17 protein-coding genes are annotated in these 22,482 nt (G+C 48.7%); 1 reads left to right on the top strand and 16 read right to left on the bottom strand.

The window, feature by feature from the left end; translation table 11 throughout:
- Nucleotides 1-64: 64 nt before the first annotated feature.
- The 3 genes from addA to AMS66_RS13420 form a co-directional block, all read right to left on the bottom strand.
- Nucleotides 65-4,378: a helicase-exonuclease AddAB subunit AddA gene (gene addA / locus AMS66_RS13410; protein ID WP_053781276.1), complete on the bottom strand. Its 4,314-nt coding sequence runs from the start codon at nucleotides 4,376-4,378 to the stop codon at nucleotides 65-67.
- The gene (addB, locus tag AMS66_RS13415) at nucleotides 4,375-7,881 is read right to left on the bottom strand and encodes a helicase-exonuclease AddAB subunit AddB (RefSeq protein ID WP_053781277.1); all 3,507 of its coding nucleotides are present in this window, start codon (nucleotides 7,879-7,881) and stop codon (nucleotides 4,375-4,377) included. Before addB ends, addA begins: the two co-directional genes overlap by 4 nt.
- Before the next feature lie 196 nt (nucleotides 7,882-8,077).
- Nucleotides 8,078-9,454, bottom strand: a complete 1,377-nt coding sequence (locus AMS66_RS13420; protein ID WP_053781278.1) for a class I SAM-dependent rRNA methyltransferase — start codon at nucleotides 9,452-9,454, stop codon at nucleotides 8,078-8,080.
- A 368-nt stretch (nucleotides 9,455-9,822) separates the two neighbouring features.
- Between AMS66_RS13420 and AMS66_RS34850 the strand changes: the two genes are divergently transcribed.
- Nucleotides 9,823-10,824 (top strand): Na/Pi cotransporter family protein, encoded by a 1,002-nt coding sequence (locus AMS66_RS34850; RefSeq protein ID WP_053781279.1) that lies wholly within the window; start codon nucleotides 9,823-9,825, stop codon nucleotides 10,822-10,824.
- A 56-nt stretch (nucleotides 10,825-10,880) separates the two neighbouring features.
- On the opposite strand, the gene AMS66_RS13430 is transcribed toward AMS66_RS34850, so the two are convergent.
- The 13 genes from AMS66_RS13430 to AMS66_RS13490 form a co-directional block, all read right to left on the bottom strand.
- The gene (locus tag AMS66_RS13430) at nucleotides 10,881-11,315 is read right to left on the bottom strand and encodes an NUDIX hydrolase (protein WP_053781280.1); all 435 of its coding nucleotides are present in this window, start codon (nucleotides 11,313-11,315) and stop codon (nucleotides 10,881-10,883) included.
- Between the two features lie 111 nt (nucleotides 11,316-11,426).
- Nucleotides 11,427-12,773 (bottom strand): tRNA (N(6)-L-threonylcarbamoyladenosine(37)-C(2))-methylthiotransferase MtaB, encoded by a 1,347-nt coding sequence (gene mtaB / locus AMS66_RS13435; RefSeq protein WP_053781281.1) that lies wholly within the window; start codon nucleotides 12,771-12,773, stop codon nucleotides 11,427-11,429.
- Between the two features lie 2 nt (nucleotides 12,774-12,775).
- A complete protein-coding gene (locus tag AMS66_RS13440) occupies nucleotides 12,776-13,540 on the bottom strand; it encodes a 16S rRNA (uracil(1498)-N(3))-methyltransferase (protein ID WP_053781282.1) in 765 nt (254 codons plus the stop codon).
- Nucleotides 13,541-13,685: 145 nt separating this feature from the next.
- Nucleotides 13,686-14,360, bottom strand: a complete 675-nt coding sequence (locus AMS66_RS13445) for a site-2 protease family protein (protein WP_053781283.1) — start codon at nucleotides 14,358-14,360, stop codon at nucleotides 13,686-13,688.
- Between the two features lie 3 nt (nucleotides 14,361-14,363).
- Complete coding sequence (gene prmA, locus AMS66_RS13450; protein ID WP_053781284.1) at nucleotides 14,364-15,329, bottom strand: 50S ribosomal protein L11 methyltransferase; 966 nt, start codon at nucleotides 15,327-15,329, stop codon at nucleotides 14,364-14,366.
- A gap of 163 nt (nucleotides 15,330-15,492) precedes the next feature.
- Nucleotides 15,493-15,885: a hypothetical protein gene (locus tag AMS66_RS13455; protein WP_053781285.1), complete on the bottom strand. Its 393-nt coding sequence runs from the start codon at nucleotides 15,883-15,885 to the stop codon at nucleotides 15,493-15,495.
- On the bottom strand, nucleotides 15,878-16,057 hold the full coding sequence (locus tag AMS66_RS13460) for a YfhD family protein (RefSeq protein WP_024628492.1): 180 nt from the start codon (nucleotides 16,055-16,057) through the stop codon (nucleotides 15,878-15,880). Before AMS66_RS13460 ends, AMS66_RS13455 begins: the two co-directional genes overlap by 8 nt.
- Nucleotides 16,058-16,328: 271 nt before the next feature.
- A complete protein-coding gene (locus AMS66_RS13465; protein WP_053781609.1) occupies nucleotides 16,329-16,697 on the bottom strand; it encodes a hypothetical protein in 369 nt (122 codons plus the stop codon).
- A 151-nt stretch (nucleotides 16,698-16,848) separates the two neighbouring features.
- A complete protein-coding gene (gene dnaJ / locus AMS66_RS13470) occupies nucleotides 16,849-17,970 on the bottom strand; it encodes a molecular chaperone DnaJ (protein ID WP_053781286.1) in 1,122 nt (373 codons plus the stop codon).
- A gap of 129 nt (nucleotides 17,971-18,099) precedes the next feature.
- Entirely contained in the window at nucleotides 18,100-19,944 is a 1,845-nt protein-coding gene (gene dnaK, locus AMS66_RS13475; protein ID WP_053781287.1) for a molecular chaperone DnaK, read from the bottom strand.
- Between the two features lie 156 nt (nucleotides 19,945-20,100).
- Nucleotides 20,101-20,670 carry a nucleotide exchange factor GrpE gene (gene grpE, locus AMS66_RS13480; RefSeq protein ID WP_024628496.1) on the bottom strand — a complete coding sequence of 190 codons (570 nt, stop codon included), beginning with the start codon at nucleotides 20,668-20,670 and terminating at the stop codon, nucleotides 20,101-20,103.
- Nucleotides 20,671-20,709: 39 nt separating this feature from the next.
- The gene (gene hrcA, locus AMS66_RS13485) at nucleotides 20,710-21,741 is read right to left on the bottom strand and encodes a heat-inducible transcriptional repressor HrcA (RefSeq protein ID WP_053781288.1); all 1,032 of its coding nucleotides are present in this window, start codon (nucleotides 21,739-21,741) and stop codon (nucleotides 20,710-20,712) included.
- A 254-nt stretch (nucleotides 21,742-21,995) separates the two neighbouring features.
- Complete coding sequence (locus AMS66_RS13490) at nucleotides 21,996-22,466, bottom strand: N-acetyltransferase (protein ID WP_053781289.1); 471 nt, start codon at nucleotides 22,464-22,466, stop codon at nucleotides 21,996-21,998.
- Between the last annotated feature and the right edge of the window lie 16 nt (nucleotides 22,467-22,482).

Consider the following 22,482-nt stretch of genomic DNA (forward strand, 5'->3'; position numbering starts at 1 on the left):
TCAACCCCTCTCTCATGCAAAATACAATGATACGAATTCCATCCGGCCGTTTGAAAAATTCACTTTATAGTTTCACTGCATGTCCGCCATCAAAAAAGTACAACCACTTCCGGTCGACTTTACGACCCAGAATATCTTCAATTGCCCGGCCATACAGCTCCAGCTGGAACCGATAGTTTTCGGTCAGTTTGTCCAATCCGCCGCGATGCTCCAACACTTGATCTGTCTTGTAATCGAGTAAAACAAGCTCGCCATCCACCTCATACAGGCAGTCGATAATCCCCTGTACCAGTACCGTCTCATTTTCTAGGGATGCCTGCATCTTACCGTCTTCCTCCAGGGTTTGCATGCCGGCATTCGGTAACAGTTCATGGAGCCATTCGGCAGGAGACTGATGTGCCGGAAGTCCGTAAATGAACGGAATCTCCCGTTTCACCCACTCCGCACGCAACAATTCTGTCCCAGGCTCTGTATTGAAGAATCCGGCCAGTTGTTCAGATTCAATAACCTCTGCCTGATAGGGGAGCAAAATTTGAAGCTCGACTAACCGCAAAAGTGTCTGCTCAACGATTTGCGAATCAACGGGTGAGCCATCCACAGGCAGATGCTGCATCAACGTATGATACACCGTTCCCCGCTCGGCTCCAGTCAATTGTTTCTCCTCCATGAATTTGGGACGACGCAGATGCAATTTAAAGGACGATCCTCCATCCTTCAGCCCACGGTTCTCAGAAACCGTGAAAGCCTCCGATTGTTCTTCCATTTCATCCATCATCTGAACGGACTGATGGTCCTGCATCGCAAGCAATGTTTTCAGCTCGGTGACCGATGTGCTGGCAGCCACTTGAGTTGCTTCTTGATGGGGATATGTCCACGATAGCCGTTTATCTACCTCGCGAATTAGCTGTACGCTCTCTTGCCCACCTGCTGCTGTAAATACACCTTCATCCCCGATGTCTCGCAGAGCTGCATCCTGTCCATCCTTGGTCATCTCTATTTCAATTGAGGAAGGAAACAGCTCTACAGGCTGAACTGCTTTTAGGGCAGCAATTCGCTCTTTCCGCACTTCTGTCATGCCTTCATCCTCACCAAGCGTCTGATCCGCAAATTTTTCCCGGGATACTTGATCAGCAGAAATGACGGAAATGCCCCAGCGTGATTCATCATCAACAAGGCAGGCAGCATATGAATCAGTGCCTCCCGCAAGTTCACGCAGCAAAGCTGCGTCTGGATGTCTCATCAGGGATGGACCGATCCAGTCCAGATAGCTACGTCCAGCTGCAAGCAGATAGTCAGGCAATACCCGTTCCGGACTGTCCTTAATCTGAGACCAGGCCAGTGCCTTTTTAACAACATCTTTCACCGTACCGACCAAAATCATTTTCTCTTTTGGACGGGTCAAAGCCACATAGAGCACCCGCATCTCTTCGGCAAGCAGCTCAAACTGGGCACGACGACGAATCGCCAGATTTGCCAAAGTTGGATAGGCAACCCGATTCTCACGATCCACGAACCTCGGTCCAAATCCCAGCTCTTTATGCATCAGAAACGGCGAATTCAGGTCCTGCTGATTGAACATTTTGGATATACCCCCGACAAAAACAATAGGGAATTCCAAGCCCTTACTCCGGTGAATCGTCATGATGCGTACTGCATTGTCCTGCTCACCAGAACCACCTGCTACAGTCCCAAGATCTCCACCGTTCTCACGTAGTCTGGACACGTAGGTCAGGAAACGGAACAATCCACGGTTGGCCGTTGCCTCCTCATATTGCCGCGCGCGATCATATAGGGCCTTCAGGTTACTTTGACGCTGCATACCTCCAGGTAGGCCACCAACCCAGTCCAGATAACCCGTTTCCCGATACATGCGCCAAATGAGTTCGCTCAAGCTGCCCTGTCTGGCTTCAAGCCGCCACTGCTCCAGCTGACGCATAAAACGAATTAACTTTTGTTGCAGCTCAGTGCTGCCAATGTTTACCTTCTCCGCATCGTCACTTATACTTCCACCCATACTTGCATCAATACCAGCAATAACCCCATCTGCATCCACATGGGATTCATGTATTTGTTCGATAACATCTGCCTCTGCGGATACCGCCGATTCCCGTTGCCCCTGTTCAATCTCTGACCAGACTTCCGGCCATTGCAGCTGAATTGCGGATAAATCAGGATGTGAAGCGTGCTCTCCATGCTGTCTGGAAACATTAGACGAACTTGCGAATGCTCCTGTAGCTGAAACAACAGCGTCATAGAAAGACTGTCTTTTGTCCCCAAGACGAATCTGAGCCAATTCCTCTTCATCCAGTCCCACAATTGGTGAACGAAGCACGGAAGCAAGCGGAATATCCTGCCTTGGATTATCCACAATCTGCAGCAAGGACAACATTACTTCCACTTCCGTCGCCTGAAAATACCCTTTGCTTTGCTCCCCTCCGGCAGGAATACCCTGTTGTCTGAATTCCTCAATCATGAGTGGAGCCCACATCAGGGCAGAACGCAGCAAAATAACAATGTCTCCGTAACGCGCAGGTCGCATGGATTGGAGGGCTTTATCATAAACATTGAGGGCTGGTTTATCCGTATCTCCGACCATTTCACGAATACGGCGAGCCATGGCCCGAGCCTCCAGCTGGACTGTTTCGAGCTCGGCACTCTCCAGCTCAGCAGAAGGCAACGCATCCCCGTTCTCATCCGTGTTTTCCGTTAGATCGGGTCCTCCACCTTGACGATCGATCAGCATGAGTTCAGGCGTATATGCCTCATCTCCAAGCGTCTCTGCCGGGAAAGTAGCCCCATAAGCGAGCTGCGCTCGTTCATCATAGGCAATCTCGGCAACCCCTTCGTTCATGAGCTGCTTGAATAACATATTAACCGAATGGACTACTTCTGCCCGACTACGGAAGTTCCGCGCAAGATCAATACGTCGTCCTGCACGTAATGAGCGGTTCTCTCTGTCCGCATCCATATTCGTATACGCTGCATATTGACGGTACTTGTTCAGAAACAGACCAGGCTCAGCCAGACGAAAACGGTAAATGCTCTGTTTTACATCACCAACCATAAAGCGATTCCCCGGATTTTCTCTGGAGATCAATCTGACGATATCTTCCTGTACCGTATTGGTATCCTGATATTCATCCAGCAGCACTTCATCAAAACGTGCCCGGTATTCCATTGCTGCATCCGAAGGCATGGAAAGCTCAGGTGTAGAATCCTCATGACGCAAAATATGAAGACAGTAATGCTCCAGGTCACTGAAATCGACCTGACCGCGCTCCTGCTTGGCCTGTCGATATCGCTCTCCAAATGCACTGACCAGCTTGGACAGCTCTTGCATTAGTGGTGCCGCCTGTTCCAGCTCCTGCCAGAAAGAAAAAGCACTTCTTCCAAACAACGACCCTTTCAGATCTGTAACGGCTTTTTTCGCAGCTTCACGCAATTCCTTGACCTGTTCTTGTAACCCCGGGTCCGTCTGGTCCTTTTTGCAAGGCTTCAGCTTGCCAAAAGCTGCTGGCTGAAACACTTCAGGCAATCTTTCCCACGGCATAACCTCAACAGCAGAAAGAAGCTCTTCGACCATGGCCAAATCTTCTTTTAATGTATCTGCATAAGGTTTCGGGCCTTCCGGCTGCATCGATATGCTGATCCCTTGGCGCAGCAGACCCGCAGCACCACTCAAAGCAAGGGCGGCATCGCGCAAAATACTCTGAACCCATGCAGAATGACCAAGTGCCTCGACACTTTCCACCTGAAAAGCAGATGCCATCTCCGCAAGCCAATGATCCGGCCAGGAATGACTGCGGGAAAAATCATACAATCGCTGCACAAGTCGATGCATAGCATCATCGTTTCGTTCCCCACTGAACCAATCCACCAATTCGCGGAATGTACTGCCTTCGTCTTCTTCACCGTACTTTTCTTCAAACAACTGCTCCAACAATTCCTGCCGCATGATTTCGGCTTCATTTTCATTCAGAATCCGGAAAGCCGGGTTTAGCGGTATTTGCTGATAATACCGACGGATGACTTCCATACAGAATGAATGCAGTGTCGTAATAGAAGCACGCCCAAGCAGTGACAGTTGTTTGCGCAGATGTTCCTCCGCAGGCTGCTCTTCAAGTGCACGTTCCAGCGCTTCCCGAATCCGCTGTTTCATCTCGGCAGCAGCTGCTTTTGTAAATGTAGCGACCAGCAAACGATCTACGCTGAATCCGCGGGAAGGGTCTGCGATCTTGCGAATAATCCGTTCAACCAATACAGCTGTCTTCCCGGAACCCGCTGCAGCAGCAACCAGAATGTCTTCCCCGCTCTGTGAGATGGCACTCCATTGGTCATCACTCCAGAAGCTTCCCTCTGGTTTTGGCATATTCGTCATGATGTTTCCCCTCCCTTGCCCTGAGACAGCATGTCCCAGATTTGCTGTTTGCCCGGTTTGGACAACAGATTATATTCATTACCTTCGATATTTTCATCAAATTGACAGACTGGCTTGTACGGACAGAAGGTGCATGCAACCTCCTGCTGGATACGGTAAGGTTCAATCGCCACATCCCCTTCCGTGATTCGGGTGCCAATCTCGCGGATATTACTGCGAACTGAAGCAAGCAAGGTATCCCATTGCTCCGGTGTAGCTACAGCAGCACTACTATAAAAGCTGCCATCCGCCTTAAGAGCAACCGGAATAATGGCTGAATAGCCCTTGTCCAGGGTATTGTCCATTTGAGCAATCGCATCCCGGTCCGCCAGCAGCAAACCTTTCATTTTGAATCGTTTCAGCAGTTCTTGTCCTGCCTGCTCAGATGTCATGCCGTTCGCGGATTGAAGCAACGGGTTATGCACATGAAAATAGAGTGTTCCTCCAGGCATCGCTGATTCTCCAAGCCAATCCTCGGCAGCACTAAGCAGCACCTCCAGATACGTGAGCATCTGTAATGACAGGCCATAATATACCTCATGCAGTTTGAGATCGGTCTGGCTGGATTTATAATCAATAACTCGCAACAGCAGGCCGTTCTCTCCTTCAGCCACATCAACGCGGTCGATACGACCCACAATCTCCATCACACAGCCATTTTCTAATTCAAAACGCAGCGGTGGCAAGGGTTTCCCTGGTCCAAAATCAAGCTCCAGCCCAATCGGTTCAAAGCTTCCCCTTCTGGACTGTTCACCCAGAATAACCGACGCCCGGCTTACGATATCCTTCAGCTTGCGGAAGATGTAACCGTACCGTTTCGTGCTAAGCAGGATTTCTCCCTGCAGCTGTGGTGCAATCTGCTCCACGGTGTGCTCCGCTTCCTTCCGGCATTCTTCCGGAGACAGACTTCCCCAGCTGCGATTCTGCTCACGCAAACGTATGGCAAGCTGACTCAAGGCAGCATGGAACAGTTGTCCAATGTCGGGAGCTTGTAAGCGATACAGTTGGCGCTCTTTCAGTCGCAGTCCATGGGATGCAAAATGGGAGAACGCACACGCCACAAAACGCTCCATTCGGGAGACACTGGTCCTTACCTCTGTACCATATAATCTACGGCTGGTAGCGGTACGCAGAGGTAACGCCCGATTGCGATAAAAGACCGATCCAAGCAATTGCTCCAGCTGCGGTCTGCTCGTCTCCCGAGAGACATGCCAGTTATAGATCGCCCACCACATTTCAGAAATATCTTCTCCACGACGCCATCTGCGCAATTGTCCGATGAGATAAGAGAGGCTTTGAGCAGGATGAATAACGTAAGACCAGTGTATCTCTTCTGCATCCGTGACCGGCGGCTGGGCAAGTAATGGCTGCTCATGCAGACCGAACATCTTCCTCACATGTCGTACAATTTCCGAGGGTAGTAGTGTTTTCCCTTCATCATCTGCGACAGGATAACTCAGCCACAACTGTTTGCTCGCCGCTGTCAGGGCTGTATATATCAGAAAGCGTTCGTCCAGCATTTGTCTTGTTGCTCCCGGCCCAAGCCCCAGACCCCTCTCCGTTAACAGCAGTCGTTCCTGCTCGGTTAATACACCATCATCCTGAGGCACAGCAGGCAGCTCACCATCTACCGCACCCAGAATAAATACGTACTTGATATCCTGAAGACGTGTACGATCCATAGATCCAACCAACACTTGATCAAGCGCTGGAGGAACGAGTCCCAATTTCAGTTCGGTCAATCCGGTCTCCATAAGCCCGGCAAACAGATCGATATCCAGCCGTTCAGCCCCCATCATATCGACCATTTGGTCCAATAGATCAAGGACGGCACCCCACATTTGACGATGCTCTCTCGACCGTTCCGGGTCCCCCTGGGCCTTGGCTTCAGCAGACATATGATCCAGCTTCCAAGGAATCTCCGCATCCTCCATTAATCGGTAAAGCGCCGCACATTGGTCTTTGGCTGTCTTCGCCTTGCTCATTCGTTTCTCAAAAGCACCCAGGGGATCAACAATCACCGTTCGGCATTTTTCCATTAAGGACAGCATCTGCTCCCGGCCGCGACTGCGGACATCCTGATCATTGTCTTCAAGAGACAAACTAGGTACGTACTTCCATGGCTTTCCATCTGTCCAGCGGTATCCGTGAATTCCGCAAGCCAATATATAATTTTCGAGCTGGTCCATATCTTCACGTGTGATGGAACCGTCTCGTGGAAGCAGCAGATCCGTTTTGACACAGCGAAATACATCCTCATAACGCCAGCGACGACGAACGATATCCAGTGCCGAACGAATAAATTCAGATAATGGATGATGTAGTTCATTTCTTCTCCGATCGAGAAAGACAGGCACGCCATAGTCTCTGAATAAGGGCTCAGCAATGTCGGCGTATGTGTCCAGCTGACGAACGAGTACAGCCATATCCCTGTAACGCGCACCCTTATCTTGCGCCAGACGACGCATCTCACGCAATGCCCCTTCCATCTCCGCCCGGCGGTTCTCAGCTGCATAAAGTCGGACACCCGCATCGCGACCTTCACTCATCCACCGAACCCTGCGATCAAAGCCAGCCTCCAAATGAGCCAGTCCAGGACTACCTTCATATCTAGGCGAGATTTCCGGTTGAAGCACGGTTGTCTCATTAAGGACACCCAGATCCACAGCCATGCCTTTGAGACGTGCATAAGCACTCGCTGTGGGATGGAACAGCTCCAGTTCTCCAGGAAGTGCGCCGTGATCGTAAGCACGATCCAACGTCAGTGCAATCGTTACTGAAGAAGCTTGCAGCATCAGTCTTCCAATGACACTCATTTCCTGCGGGGTAAATCCCTGGAATCCATCAATCCAGATCTGTGCATCTTGCAGCAACGTGCTTTCCGACAACCGCTCTGTCAGTTCAGTCAACGTGTCTTCATCATCGATATATAGTTCAGTCAATTCCCTTTCATAGTCACGGTATATAAGAAGCAAGTCATGCAGCTTGTCTCCCAGAATCGGTGCTGAAGAGGAGGAAGTATTCCATGCGGAAAGTCCTTCTTCCAGCGAAGTGGGGTCAAGCTCATAACGTTTAAACTCACTGTATAAGTCATTCAGGTCTCCTATAAATCCCAGCTGGCTGCCCGATGCTCCAAACAACTTCAATTCCTCCTTGCGACGCTGGAGCACTTTATAAAGCAGCATTTTTTTCCCTTCAGCTCCAATGGGAATGCGCGCAGAACCACCTGCCTCCTGCATTACCCGGTAAGCCAATCGGCGAAAACCAAGCACTTCAGCACGCATGGTACCTTTAATAGCCCCGGAAGATACCAGTGACTGCTCGGATCGAAACGAACTTTGTTCGGGAACCAGCAGAATTAGTGGTTTACCTTGCGGTTCCTTTTGAAGCAGGGATGTGATTTCCCGGGTAATCAGCGCACTCTTGCCGCTGCCTGCCCGGCCAATAACAAAGCGTACGGACATGTTTAATCCTCCAAACCATCACGAACAAGATTTTAATTCCCAGTATAACATATCTGACTTCGTTCGGAACATACGTTTGCCACTATCCGGCAATTCCGGAGATCATCTTCACGAGCATAGCAAGAAGCCCACAGCTTATGAAAACTGTGGGCTTTTTGCGTAAATATATGTCCGATCAAAATGGATATCGCTCCGATTAATTCTTTTTGCTGCGTACTTCGAAGATGGCAAATTTCAGGTAATGACCTTCATCTACGCCCAAAATTTGCGGATGATCCTTACCGGCTGCTTTCCAGTCAATCAGACGAAGCACTTTGCCCGCATCCTCAGCTGCATCCGCAATGGTTTCCAGAAAGAGATCCGGACGCATATGGTAAGAACAACTTGCCGTTACCAGATACCCGCCCTCATTCACCAGCTTCATTCCTTGCAGATTGATGTCCTTATATCCACGGCATGCGCCTTTGACTGCTGATTTCGTTTTGGCAAAGGCTGGTGGATCAAGGATAACCACATCAAATGTTTTACCACCGGAGGCGAGCGCTTTGGAAGTATCCACTTTCTGTTCGCCAGCACGCGCACGTACATTACGATCATCCAGGCCTTTGACCTGCTCACGCAAGTATTGGAATGCATCCGCAACGACAAATTCCACCCGGTCAGTGAAACCGTTCAGCTCTACGTTGGTTCGTGCACTTTCAATCGCATGCTCTGAGATATCAAGGCATGTTACTTTTTTGGCTCCATATTTGCAGGCGTTCAATGTGAAGCTGCCTGTGTGGGAGAAACATTCCAGCACAGTGGCTCCGTCCCAATAAGGGAACGTCACAACCTTGCCGCTTTTATTGACAGGAAGTAACTGTTGCGTACCATCCTGCTCGGTCTGTTGGAGCGTAATACCACTCTTGTAACCCCAGCCCTTCATAAGCGGTTCGATGGCTGCGCGATTTTCGCGCTGGTCGAAGAAGTAACCTGTTTTCTGGCCTTCCACGATATCCACTTTAATGAGCAATCCGTTCTCCGTTACCGTGACATGACGCGGGCAATCCCCATACAATGGTCCTTTCGTCTGCTCCAAGCCTTCCAGTTCACGAATAGACACATCACTGCGTTCATAGATGCCTTCCGGCTGCATCACTTCAATTAGAGCTTGTACAATTGCTTCGCGGCAACGGTCCATGCCGAGTGTGAGAAGTTGAACAACAAGGATGCTACCAAAACGGTCAACAATCAGTCCTGGCAGAAAATCAGCTTCCCCATAAACGAGACGGTATGCCTCTCCATCCTGGATAAAACGCTCCCGGTGGCGCAAGCAATCGCGAAAACGCGCAGCAAAAAATGCGGTGTCCATCTGTTCAAACTCCAAAGGTTGATAGGCCACGACTCTAACTGTGATTTGAGATGCAGGGTTATAGTATCCCGTCGCGAGATAGCGACCTTGATGATTTAATACGTTGACCAGATCTCCAGGCTCGGGACTTCCGTCAACAGAGGCAATTTCATTGTTATATATCCATGGATGTGCATGTTCAAGCCGCTTTTTGCGGCTGCGTTCCAGTGTAACTGATGGCAAGATAGATCCACTTCCTTTAATTTATTGTTCAAAAGATAGGCTTGGTGCAACGGAGACCGCTACGGGGATGGATTGGACTTTCGATCGCTGTTGTCTCCCAATTTTCGTGATTTATTATTCAAAAGGTTAAAATTTGGAGACAAAGGCGAACGCTTCGCTTCTACAGTTCCAATTCCATCCCCTCCGCTCCGTTGCAGAATCTCCGTATCTTTCGAATAGGGGCGCGGTAAAACTCGGTGACCGTTAAGATAACTTACCGGTCTTTCAAATGCTGTTGTTGACTCCAGAATTCCGTTAGCCAGTCATGGTTGTCCTTCCTTACTCATAGGATGAGATAAGGACATGCACGGAAGGAATGATGTTAACTTATGTTCAGAGATGTTGTGCTGCCCCTATTATATGGGCTTCTTATCTTTTTTGGTGGAATGAAGCTGATGGAAACAGCCTTGCAACGGATGGCCGGGCCGATGCTGGCTGGTTGGCTGGGCCGGGCTACCTCTGCTCCCTGGAAAGGCATGGCTTTCAGTGCAGGCGCCACAGCCCTGCTGCAAAGCAGTACTGCCGTCACCGTGCTAACCATTGGGCTGGCAAACGCCAGATTGATTACCTACGGACGCACCCTCGGCATTATTCTTGGAACGAACATCGGGACGTGCCTAACCACCGAGCTGGTCGGACTACAAATCGGACGAGTTTCCCTGCCTCTGCTTGCTCTGTCCCTGACGGGCTGGGCCGTCTTCGTAGTGCTTGGCGAACGCAATCAGGCCGCTCCTGAGCACACACGCCGGACGCTGTTTACTATGCAATACAGCTTTCTTGCGTCCGCCGGATTTGCCCTCGTCATGACAGGCATACAAGTGATGCAATCCATTGCCGTACCCCTGCGAAGTATGGGCGTATTCCAGTGGTTCCTGGACCGCTCAGCCGACAGTTTGTGGTGGGGTTTTCTGGCAGGTGCCTGTCTGACGGCGCTCATTCATAGCAGCGCAGCCGTCATCAGCATGGCGATTACGCTGGCAGCCACAGGTGTACTACCTGTGGAGATCGGCATCGCCATTGTGATCGGGTCGAACGTAGGGACCTGTATCACCGCCGTGATTGCTGCCGCTGGAGGAGCATCCGCAGGCAAATTTGTCGCAGCCTCCCATGTCGTTTTAAACATAGCGGGGGCGCTGCTATTTATGCCGCTGATCGGCCAGCTGCATGCAGCTTCGGCCTGGTTGTCAGCGGATAACGGGGCACAGATTGCGCATGCCCAGACCCTTTTTAACGTCACCAGTTCACTGCTTGCCTTGCCGTTCTGTTACTTGCCGATTTGGCACAAAAAACCACCGGTCTCCACCCCAGTGGCGAAGTCACCCGTGGCCTGATGTTTAGAACTCTCTCGACAAACAGTAGCAATTCTTCATTACTCAAACGAAAACAGCTAAACGGTAATGCCTAATTTGTTCAGCGCTACACGTAAAATGTCATCGTTATTATCGTATCCGCTATGCTGCTGTCTGGACCAAGTTTCTTCCGGAGTGTACCAATCCACACCTTTGATTTCTTCAATCTGAGGCTGCAGATCGCCGCTTTCCGCTTCAACGAGATAATAATGAACTTCCTTGTCCACCGGACCAAACTCAGCATGCTGATACGTATAGGCGATGATATTGACGGGTTCTATAATGCGGCCGACCATGCCCGTCTCTTCCAAAATCTCACGCAGTGCGGTCTGTTCCACCGTTTCTCCATCTTCCATCTTGCCCTTGGCGAGAGTTGTTTTGCCGTAGCGATCTACAATCAGTTGAATTTGAAGCTTTCCGTCTTCTCCCGTGCGGTACACGACTCCGCCTGCCGAAATTTCTTTTCTGTTCATGTTGCTCTCCCCCATTACGGAATTGTCTTCATCTTTTTTTGGAAAAAGAAGGACCTCATCTCCACGGGTACGCTCCCCAAGGAAATGAAATCCTTGTTTCTGACGCCTCGATTACATCGCTGCGGACTTGAGATTTTCTTCCAACACACGGACCAGCGTAGCCTGGCTTTCATTCACACCCGCCTCGGTCACTTTGACACGACATACTTTGCCAACCATATCCATGGAACCATCAAAGACCAGCTGAATGTAGTTGTCGCTGTAACCGTGCAGTTTACCACTGCCCTCGCGGCCCTTCGCTTCACCTTCAGGAATGACATCCAGTACTTGCCCCACAAACTGCTTGGCGTATGCCAGTTGCATTTGCTCAGACAGATCAATCAATTCATGCACACGTGCATTTTTGACTTCCTCATCCACCTGATCATCCATACGTGCTGCCGGTGTACCGGTCCGTTTAGAATATGGAAATACATGCATTTCGGAAAAACCGATTTTCCTCATCAGCTCATAGCCGTTACGGAACATCTCATCCGTCTCACCCGGGAACCCAACAATGACGTCGGTCGTAATCGCTACATCCGGCATTGCTTCCCGAATACGAAGCATTTTATTGTAAAACTCTTCGGTCGTATATTTACGACGCATGCGTTTCAGTACAGTATCATCGCCTGCTTGAAGCGGAATGTGGAAGTGCCGCACCAGTTTGTCTGAACGTTTGATCACATCCAGCATACGGTCGTCAATCTGGCTAGCTTCAATCGAGCTGATACGAATACGCTCCAGACCTTCCACTTTGTCCAGATCCCATAGCAGATCTGTCAGATCATAGTTCTCCATGTCATCCCCGTATCCACCGGTATGAATGCCTGTCAGAACAATTTCTTTGTATCCGGCGTGTACGAGTTGATGAGCCTGTTGGATGATGCTGTTTGCTTCCCGGCTACGTGAAAGCCCACGCGACCACGGAATAATGCAGAACGTGCAAAAGTTATTGCAACCATCCTGAATCTTCAGAAAAGCACGGGTACGATCGGCAAAATCCGGTACGTCCATCTCTTCAAATACCCGCGTTTTCATGATGTTGCGCACAGCATTGACGGGCTGACGGGATTCCTGAATTTCATTGACATATGGCAAAATTTTGTCCCGATCCTGTGTACCGATGACGAGATCCACACCTGGGATGTCCAGAATCTCTGCCGGAGAAGTTTGCGCATAGCAGCCTGTAACGGCTACAATCGCGTCCGGGTTGCGCCGAATGGCACGACGGATAATCTGGCGGCTCTTTTTGTCGCCGGTATTGGTTACTGTACAAGTATTAATCAAGTATACATCCGCTGTCTGTTCGTCGAAGTCTACCTGATCGTATCCTTCGTTTTTGAACAATTGCCAAATCGCCTCTGTATCATAAAAATTAACTTTGCAGCCTAAGGTGTAAAACGCCACGGATGGCATAATTACATTCCCCCCATTTCTCCGGATTCATATAAGACACAAGTTAGCGCCGCCATTCCAGCCGTCTCGGCCCGCAAGATGCGTTTGCCCAGTCCAACGGATACAGCACCTGCCTGATCGGCTTCAATCGTTTCCCTCTCCGAAAATCCGCCCTCAGGTCCAACAACGATCAACACTTCAGCACTCGCATCAGGTGCAAGTTTCTCTACAAACGGCTTCAATGCGTCTCTTAACTGCTTGCCGTTTTCCTTTTCATAACAATAACATACCAGACTGTAGCCCTCAAAAGAAGATAGCAGCCCTTTCCAGGAAAGTGGCTGCTCGACGGATGGAATGCGGTTCCGATGGCTTTGTTCAGCGGCTTCCTTGGCGATTTTCCGCCACCGCTCCAACCGTTTGCCTTCTTTCTTGGCATCATATTGCACAATCGTACGCTCAGACAGGAAAGGAACAAAGGAAACCGCTCCGATCTCTGTACATCTTTGAATGACTGTCTCCATCTTATCGCCTTTTGGCAAGCTTTGAGCCACGGTTACACGTATACGCGCTTCATGGTCCATTTCGAGCGATTCCACAATATTCGCTGTTACTTGCTGGGCTTCGATGCTTTCAATCTCCACCAAAGCTTCTTTGGAGTTTCCGTCACTGACAATTAGTTTATCTCCAGGTTTACCACGCATTACTTTGCCGATATGGCGCGCATCATCACCCGTGATCACCACGGAATGTTCATTAAACTGTTCTGCAGATACAAAATAACGCTGCATAAGTCTGTCCACCCATTCTATCCTGTTATGACTGGAATTCACCCCGCCTAAAGGCAGGCGTGAATCCAATCGCCACAGATGATCATACAACTTTTATGTGCTTCTGACCAGTATTTCAGTCCAAAAACACTCCTAATTGTTCCTCTTAAAACAGCTTCAAAATCAAATAGGAAAAATCAACATACATATCATATGCCAATTGGTATAACGGCTGAATCGTTGCTCTTTGCAACGGTGGGATTACAAGAATCAGCAGGAAAATAAATACGGACCATTGCTCTACTCCCTGCAGCTTGCGGCTAATTGAAGGGGGCAGTAAGTCCTCAAGAATTCGATAACCGTCCAGCGGCGGCAATGGAATGAGGTTAAACAGAAATAGGAAAAAGTTCGTCAGGTTGAACATGTAAAAGAAGGTGGATATCGCTGTTAGCAAACGCTCATTTTCAATGCCACCCAATGCTCCCGAACCAACCAGGGAAGCATAGATGATCGTACCGATGATCGCAAGCAGCAAATTGCTCAGAGGACCCGCTACCGATACAATGACACCCATTAATCTCGGTTTGTCGAAATTGGCCCGATTCACTGGGACAGGACGTGCCCAACCGAAACCGGCAATAAGGAGCAGCAACACACCAAATAAGTCAAAATGTACGACCGGATTCAGCGTAACCCTGCCCAACAACTTAGCTGTCGGATCGCCGAATTTGTTGGCAAAATAGGCATGAGAAAATTCATGCACCGTAAAAGCAATCAGGATGGTCAACAAGAAAAACGGTAGTTGATCCAGCGGATAACGAAAGAACGAGTTCAAATCCATCGGTTACCTCTTTCTGGCCACAAACGCGATCCAGTCCTCATCGCGATGAACCGAACTGATTTCGAAGCCGGAAGCAACGAGCGCATCATGGACAAGCTGCTCTTTATTTTTCCAAATACCTGAGGTAATATAAACGCCGCCAGACTCAAGCGCATGATAGACATCATCCACAAACATCATAATAACCTCGGCCAAAATATTAGCAACGATAACTTTCACCGGGAGTTTCACGCCCAGCGCAGGGTCCTGACTGCCCAGAACAGACAGTAGATCACTCTCTTTAACCGTAATTTGTTGTTCCAGCCCATTCAGTTCCACATTTTCCTTGGCACTGATTACGGCAACGGGGTCGAGGTCCAGTGCCAATACATGTTTTGCACCAAGGTGGATAGCTCCGATGGCCAAAATGCCAGAGCCTGTGCCTACGTCAATGACTTCCTCGCCACCTTGAATTACCGATTCCAGTGTACGCAGACAAAGCGAAGTGGTTGGATGTGTACCAGTACCAAACGCCATGCCTGGATCAAGCTCAATAATTTTCTCATTCGCACTTTCCGGCGTATACTCTTCCCATGTCGGTTTAATGGTTAGACGTTCCGAGACACGTACCGGCTTGAAGTATTGTTTCCAGGCGTTTGCCCAATCATTTTCATCCACTGTTCGAGTCTCAAAACGAACCTCACCCGTTTGGATATCGAATTCGGAAAGTTGCTCAATTCGTGGACTTACTTCAGATTGCAATGCCTCCATGTCCGTACCTTCGGAGAAGTATCCTTTTATGACGGCAAAGCCTTCAGGAATATCATTCAGAGGAGACTCGTACAACTCGCCATACGTCGTATCCCGTTTTTTATTTAAAGTACCGGACTCTTCGATCGAAACCCCTCCAGCACCCGCTTCATGTAAAAAATTCGAAATCATCTCCACAGCTTCTTCTGTGGTATGTATTGTTAGTTCATGCCATAACATACTTCGTTTTTCCTCCTCATTTTTCAAACATCCCAACCATTGTACTACACAAGCAAGCAGGAGTACAAAACCGCGACAGTAAAAAAAACAACAAAAACAGGATACCCGCAGCCTTCACTGCTTGAATACCCTGTTTTAATTCTGACATAACTCGATTAACTTGTTAGCAAAAGCGTCCACCGTTCTGAGTAATCATTTCTGCAGCTTGTGGGAGAGAGTCACTGGATACGGATACGGTCAGTAAGATTTCTTGCTTGGACCTGCCTTCAGAACCAGCATCCGAATCGTCATACACTTGTCCACCCGACAACATCTCGGTCTCGTCGCTAATAAGGGAAAGTACATTCAGCTCACCACTGAATCCCCCAATCAGAGCCATGGTGGAGTTATCCGTGCCCTCAGGCGTTCTCGAATCCAGTGAAGGCGACGAGTCATTCAGACTCTCGATACTCAGCTGGTTCGGGTGCAGCAATTCCAGAGCTCTGCGTGCAGATTCAGCCTCGGACCAACTCGTAAACACCGCTTCAATAATCACTACAGAGCGTTCTTCAGTCATGAATCTCCCGACCCTGACGACGATCGGCCGCTTCACTGCGACGCAAAGCCTCTATATCTTCATGATCTGCAGCTTCGGCACTGAATTCTACATCCTCATTTTTGGCGGACTGCATTCGCTTCATCTTTTCCGTTTTCGTCAAAATTTTGCCTGGACGTTCATGTTCTGCCATCGTTATGCTCCTCCTTCAAATTAGGTATCTATATAAAATGAACTAATACTTGTTACACTGTGCCACTCCGATTGTAGTACCATCCTCCGATCGCTGTTATCCCCAGATTTCTTCATCTCCCTTCTTAAAGGGAGAAATCCGGTGATAGCATATGCTTCCGAAGTAGCTTTCTTATGAAAGCTTTCAGGCGAACGCTTCGCTTCTTCAGATTGGTTCTACACCCTCCGTTAAAGTGTAATTTCTTTGTCCATCTTATATAGATTTGGTGAAACTAGATCATACCGCCGGCTTGTTCGATAATGGATAGGGCGCGGTGATGTACTGCCTCGTCAACGACGACGGTCAGCAATACATCTCTACCCGTCGGGCCCTCTTGTCCGCCATCGCTCATACCGCTCGCAGAAGGATCTGCTGCGGCCATGATTCCAGCGCTGGCATTCGTACCTAAAGCACCTGGTACCCAGGAAGAAAAACTGCCTGATACACCTGGCGTATAGGATGCTCCGCTTGGCCCGACACCCGCATAACGACTGAATCGATTGATAGACAGGTCTTCCACTCGTATTGCCTCCAGTTTTTTGGCTGCCCCTTCCGCCTGCTCCGGGCTATGGAAATAAGCCAAAATATTTTTTTCGGTCATCCGGTTCACCTGCTTCCCTAATTTCGGCACATCAGTAAACCACTGAATGCTCATGTCTGGTATCTTTCCGCAGCCGAGTCCATATTATGCAAAAAAAGGACACCCTGCGGAAAAACCGCTGTGGTGTCCTTTTTACATTAATGATTACGACTCAGTCTCCACGGAAGGCCCGTTTCACCCGGTCAAAGAAGGATTGCTCATGCTCATGAGTTTGTTCTCCATCTAGCGCAGCAATTTGGCGAAGCAGGTCCTTCTGCTCGTCATTCAGCTTGCTAGGCGTAACTACAACGACTTTCACATGCTGATCCCCTTGCCCCATGCCGCGCAGGCGTGGTACGCCTTTGCCTTTGAGACGGAAATACGTTCCTGTTTGTGTACCAGCAGGGACCTTCAACTTCACTTTCTCGGACAGCGTTGGAATTTCAATCTCATCTCCCAATGCGGCCTGAGCAAAGGTGAGCGGAATTTCGCAATAGATATCATCGCCTTCACGCTCGAAGAAATCATGTGATTTTACACGGATGACAATATACAGATCTCCTGCTGGTCCTCCGCGCAGACCACCTTCACCTTCACCAGTCATACGCAGTTGAGCGCCGTCATCTACACCCGCTGGAATGCGAACATGAATTTTGCGTTGTTTGCGTACTTTACCGCTGCCGCTGCATGTTGTACATTTTTCTTTGATAATTTGTCCCGAACCGTTACAGTTCGAACAAGCACGACGGTTGACCATGCGGCCAAACGGTGTATTTTGGACAACTTCCTGTTGACCACTACCTTGGCAGACGGAACAGGTTTCCGGTTTGGTTCCCGGTTTCGCACCTGAGCCATGACAAGTATCACAGCCTTCTGTACGAGGAATGGTAATGTCGGTTTCCTTGCCAAATACCGCTTCCTTGAACTCAATCGTCATGGTGTATTGCAGATCATTCCCCCGTTGCGGAGCATTCGGATCACGTCGTCCACCGCCACCGCCAAAGAACATATCGAAGATGTCGCCAAAGCCACCGCCGCCAAAATCGCCACCGCCGCCGAATCCGCCCTGATTTGGATCAATATGACCGTATTGGTCATACTGTGCCCGCTTCTGGTCGTCACTGACCACATCATAAGCTTCTTTAACTTCTTTAAACTTGGCTTCCGCGTCAGCAGCCTTGTTTACGTCAGGGTGATACTGACGGGCAAGCTTGCGGTATGCCTTTTTGATTTCCTCGTCGCTGGCATTTTTGCCGACGCCGAGTACCTCATAATAATCACGTTTTTCAGCCACTCTTCCACCCCCATATCATTCACCATATCGCACATCGTGACAAAAGGAAAGCCAAAGCACGGGAGCCCCGGCTATGACTTTCCCCTCGATCCGAACGTCACCGATGATTAATTCACCAAGAAACGTGAATTAGTTTTGTTTTTTATCTTCGTCCACAACTTCGTAATCAGCGTCTACGACGTTGTCACGTTTTGCAGAACCTTGTTGCTCTTCAGCGCCTTGAGCTGCTTGCTCTTGAGCTTGTGCTTGCTCATACAGTTTTACGGACAGTTGTTGAACGATCTCTGTCAGTTCTTCTGTAGCGGCTTTGATGTCCTCCAGATTGTCGGAAGCCAGAACGCCTTGCAGTTTTTCTTTTGCAGCATTAGCTTTTTCAACTTCACCAGCATCTGCTTTTTCGCCAAGATCTTTGATCGTTTTGTCAACAGAGTAAATCAGTTGATCTGCACTGTTTTTCGCCTCAACAAGTTCTTTGCGCTTTTTATCTTCTTCTGCATGCAACTCAGCATCTTTCATCATTTGTTCAACTTCAGCATCGCTCAGACCGCTGGAAGAAGTGATGGTGATTTTTTGAGTTTTGTTTGTACCTTTGTCTGTTGCAGATACGTTAACGATACCATTGGCATCAATATCGAAGCTAACTTCGATTTGTGGAACGCCACGTGGAGCTGGAGGAATATCTCCCAGCATGAAGCGACCAAGGGATTTGTTACCCGCTGCCATCTCACGCTCACCTTGCAGGACATGGATCTCAACGCTTGGTTGATTATCTGCATAAGTGGAGAACACTTGAGATTTGCTTGTAGGGATCGTTGTATTACGCTCGATCATCTTAGTGAATACGCCACCTGCAGTTTCAATACCCAGGGACAATGGAGTTACGTCAAGCAATACAACGTCTTTCACGTCACCTGTCAGTACGCCGGCTTGTACAGCAGCACCCAAAGCTACAACTTCATCCGGGTTAACGCCTTTGTGAGGCTCTTTACCTGTCAACTTTTTAATTGCTTCCTGTACTGCAGGAATACGTGTGGAACCACCAACCAATACGATTTTGTCGATATCGTTAGCCGTCATTCCAGCATCGCTCAGTGCACGACGAGTTGGTTCAAGCGTACGCTCAACCAGACCTGCAGAGATTTCTTCGAATTTCGCACGGCTCAGGTTCAACTCCAAATGCTGAGGAACCCCATCAGCTACCGTGATGAACGGCAAGGAGATCGTTGTAGTCAATACGCCGGAAAGTTCTTTTTTCGCTTTTTCCGCTGCATCTTTCAAACGTTGAACCGCTGCTTTATCTTTACTCAAGTCAATGCCTTGATCTTTTTTGAATTCACTTACGAGATAATCAATGATCACTTGGTCAAAGTCATCGCCACCCAGTTGGTTGTCCCCGCTAGTTGCTTTAACTTCGAAGAAGCCATCACCCAGTTCAAGAATGGATACGTCGAACGTACCGCCACCCAGGTCATATACGAGAATCGTTTGGTCTTCGGATTTCTCCATACCGTATGCCAAAGCTGCTGCTGTTGGCTCGTTGACGATACGCAGAACTTCCAGACCTGCAATTTTACCCGCATCTTTAGTCGCTTGACGCTGACTGTCATTGAAGTAAGCTGGTACAGTGATAACTGCTTGAGTTACCGTTTGACCCAGATAAGCTTCAGCATCGGTTTTTAGTTTTTGCAGGATAATTGCAGAGATCTCTTGTGGAGAGTAGTCTTTGCTATCGATTGTTTCTTTGTGGGAAGTACCCATGTGACGTTTGATCGACATGATGGTACGATCCGGATTCGTGATCGCTTGACGTTTCGCTGTTTCACCGACAACGCGCTCTCCATCTTTTTTGAAACCCACTACGGATGGGGTTGTACGTGCGCCCTCCGGATTTGGAATAACGACAGCCTCGCCGCCTTCCATAACCGCTACGCATGAGTTTGTTGTTCCTAAGTCAATACCGATTACTTTGCTCATCGGAAAATTTCCTCCCTCGACAATTTAAATGGATCAGATTGATCCTTATTTGTATTTGTTGTTCCTAATCGTGCTCTATGTGTGTACTAACCTTTATATTAAACTTCGGTGGCATCGTACAATCAAGAGTAAACTCATTTCATTCTTTAATAGAAATTATGAGCTAACTTTAACCATAGCCGGACGAAGTACTTTATCCTTCAGCATATAGCCTTTTTGGACTTCCTCAACAACGGTACCTTCTTCATACTCGTCGCTCTCCACTGACATGATCGCTTGGTGGAATTCGGGGTTAAACGGTTGTCCTACCGTATCCATTGACGTCAGACCTTCATTGTTCAGCACAGTCTCCAGCTGACGGAAGATCATTTCGATGCCTTTGGAGAAGGACTCGACTTCAGTACCCTCCGGTACAGTAGCCATGGCACGCTCGAAGTTATCAATGACCGGCACCAGTTCGGTGACCAGCTTCATCGAAGCGTATTTCGCCAGTTCTTCTTTTTCCTTTTGTGTACGACGACGGAAGTTATCAAAATCAGCTTGCGCACGAACAAAACGTTGTTGATGTTCCTCAGCTTCCGCCTTCAAACGTGCGATCTCATCTTGCTCCTGATCTGTCATCTCTTCAGCCTGTGCTTCTGCAGCTCCGGCTTCATTGACAGGTTCCTGCTCTGCTGCTGTAGTTGCTTCCTGTTCTTCTGCTGCGAATGATTGCTCCTCTTTCAAGATGTTCACCTCCTTATAAGAATGAAATGGTTCATTCCCTTATTTGAAGCGATGCGTTAGCATGGCCGTCAAATCACGGGATAATGTATTTAAAATATGAATGACACGTGCGTAATCCATTCGCGTAGGTCCCAAAATTCCGATGGAGCCCAAGGCCTCTCCATCCAATGAATAGGATGCCGTTATCAGGCTGCAATTGGCGAAGGCTTCATGATCATTCTCGGTGCCTATTCGCACCTGAATACCAGATCCACCTTGCACGGGCATCATCAATTTCATGAGTGTTGGTGTCTCATCCAGCAGGTCAAGAATATCTTTTACCTTTTCAATATCTCTAAACTCTGGCTGGGTCAACATATTGGTGGCACCACTAAGGAACAGACGATTGTCATGCTCGTTGTCAAAGGCACTGTTCAGCACCTGCATAACTTCCTCATAACGTGTAATATGCCTTTCCATCTCTTGCCCAAGCTCGGTGTAGAGACGAGACTTTAATTTGTAAATCGGCACGCCGACCAGCTTGCTGTTTAATAAACGAACTACATTCTCCATCTCCGCTACCGAAATTTCGGGTGGAATCTGAACTGTCTTGTTCTCCACCTGTCCCGTATTCGTTACGATGATGGCCACAGCCTCGCTTTCATTAAGCGGAAGCAGTTGAAAATGACGAAGTGACGTGTGAAAAACTTCCGGTCCCAGCAGGATCGAAGTATAATTCGTCATATGTGACAAAATGACCGAGGCATGCTGAATCACTTGTTCCATCACGTTCAGCTTTTCTGCGAAAAAAGACTTCAGATCGTCCAACTCTTGCGGCTCCACCTGATTCCACGGAACCAAATGATCGACATAATATCGATAGCCTTTGTGCGAAGGAATGCGTCCAGCCGATGTATGCGGCTGTTCCAGAAAGCCCATATCTTCAAGGTCCGCCATTTCATTACGGATCGTCGCCGGACTGTATCCAACATCTCCCCTTTTGGAAATGCTCCGGGACCCTACGGGCTCAGCTGAACGGATATAGTCATCCACTATAGCGTTCAGAATCATTCGTTGACGCTCTGTTAACATGGTGAGTATTCCCTCCTTCTGACTGTACTGTCCCATGTCGTTAGCACTCCGGTTAGATGAGTGCTAAGCGGTAATACAAAAATACCAAAATGACGTGAGCATTGTCAAGTCAGTTTGATGAGTACGCTCATCTATTTATAGTATAGACCAATGTCTTCAAGACATAACAACTTTACCGTACATCTCATGAATTAAAAAGAACCGCAGGTGAGATAGAGTGTTACTCGGCTCAATCCATACGGTTCATTCGTTTATCAGGCTGAAATGTTCAACTCTTTTAATACGGCAATCTCATCACAGCAATCCTGTTTGCTGCAATGAACACAGTCGGTCCATACTTTTTCCGGGAAAATCTCCTTGTTCACAACGGCAAAACCGTTTTTGAGAAAAAAGGATACCTCATATGTCAACGCCATGACCTTGGGAATCTGTTGTTTCTCTGCTTCCTCTACCAGCCGATCCAGCAGCAGTGAGCCAATGCCCATGCCTTTGTGACCTTCGGAGATGCCGAGCGATCTGACTTCCACCAGATCATTGCCCAAACGGCAGAGAGATCCACAACCTACAACCTCACCATTCACTTCAGCTACAACAAAGTGCTCCAGCTGCCGTTGCAGTACTTCCCGTGAACGCGGAAGCATGATCCCACGCTCTGCATAGCCCTTAATCATTTCAAATAATGGTTCAACATCTTCCGGTACGGCTTTTCTGCATATGGCCGACATCCAGCTCTCCTCCTAT

It is taken from the genome of Paenibacillus xylanivorans (assembly GCF_001280595.1).
GTDB lineage: Bacteria > Bacillota > Bacilli > Paenibacillales > Paenibacillaceae > Paenibacillus > Paenibacillus xylanivorans.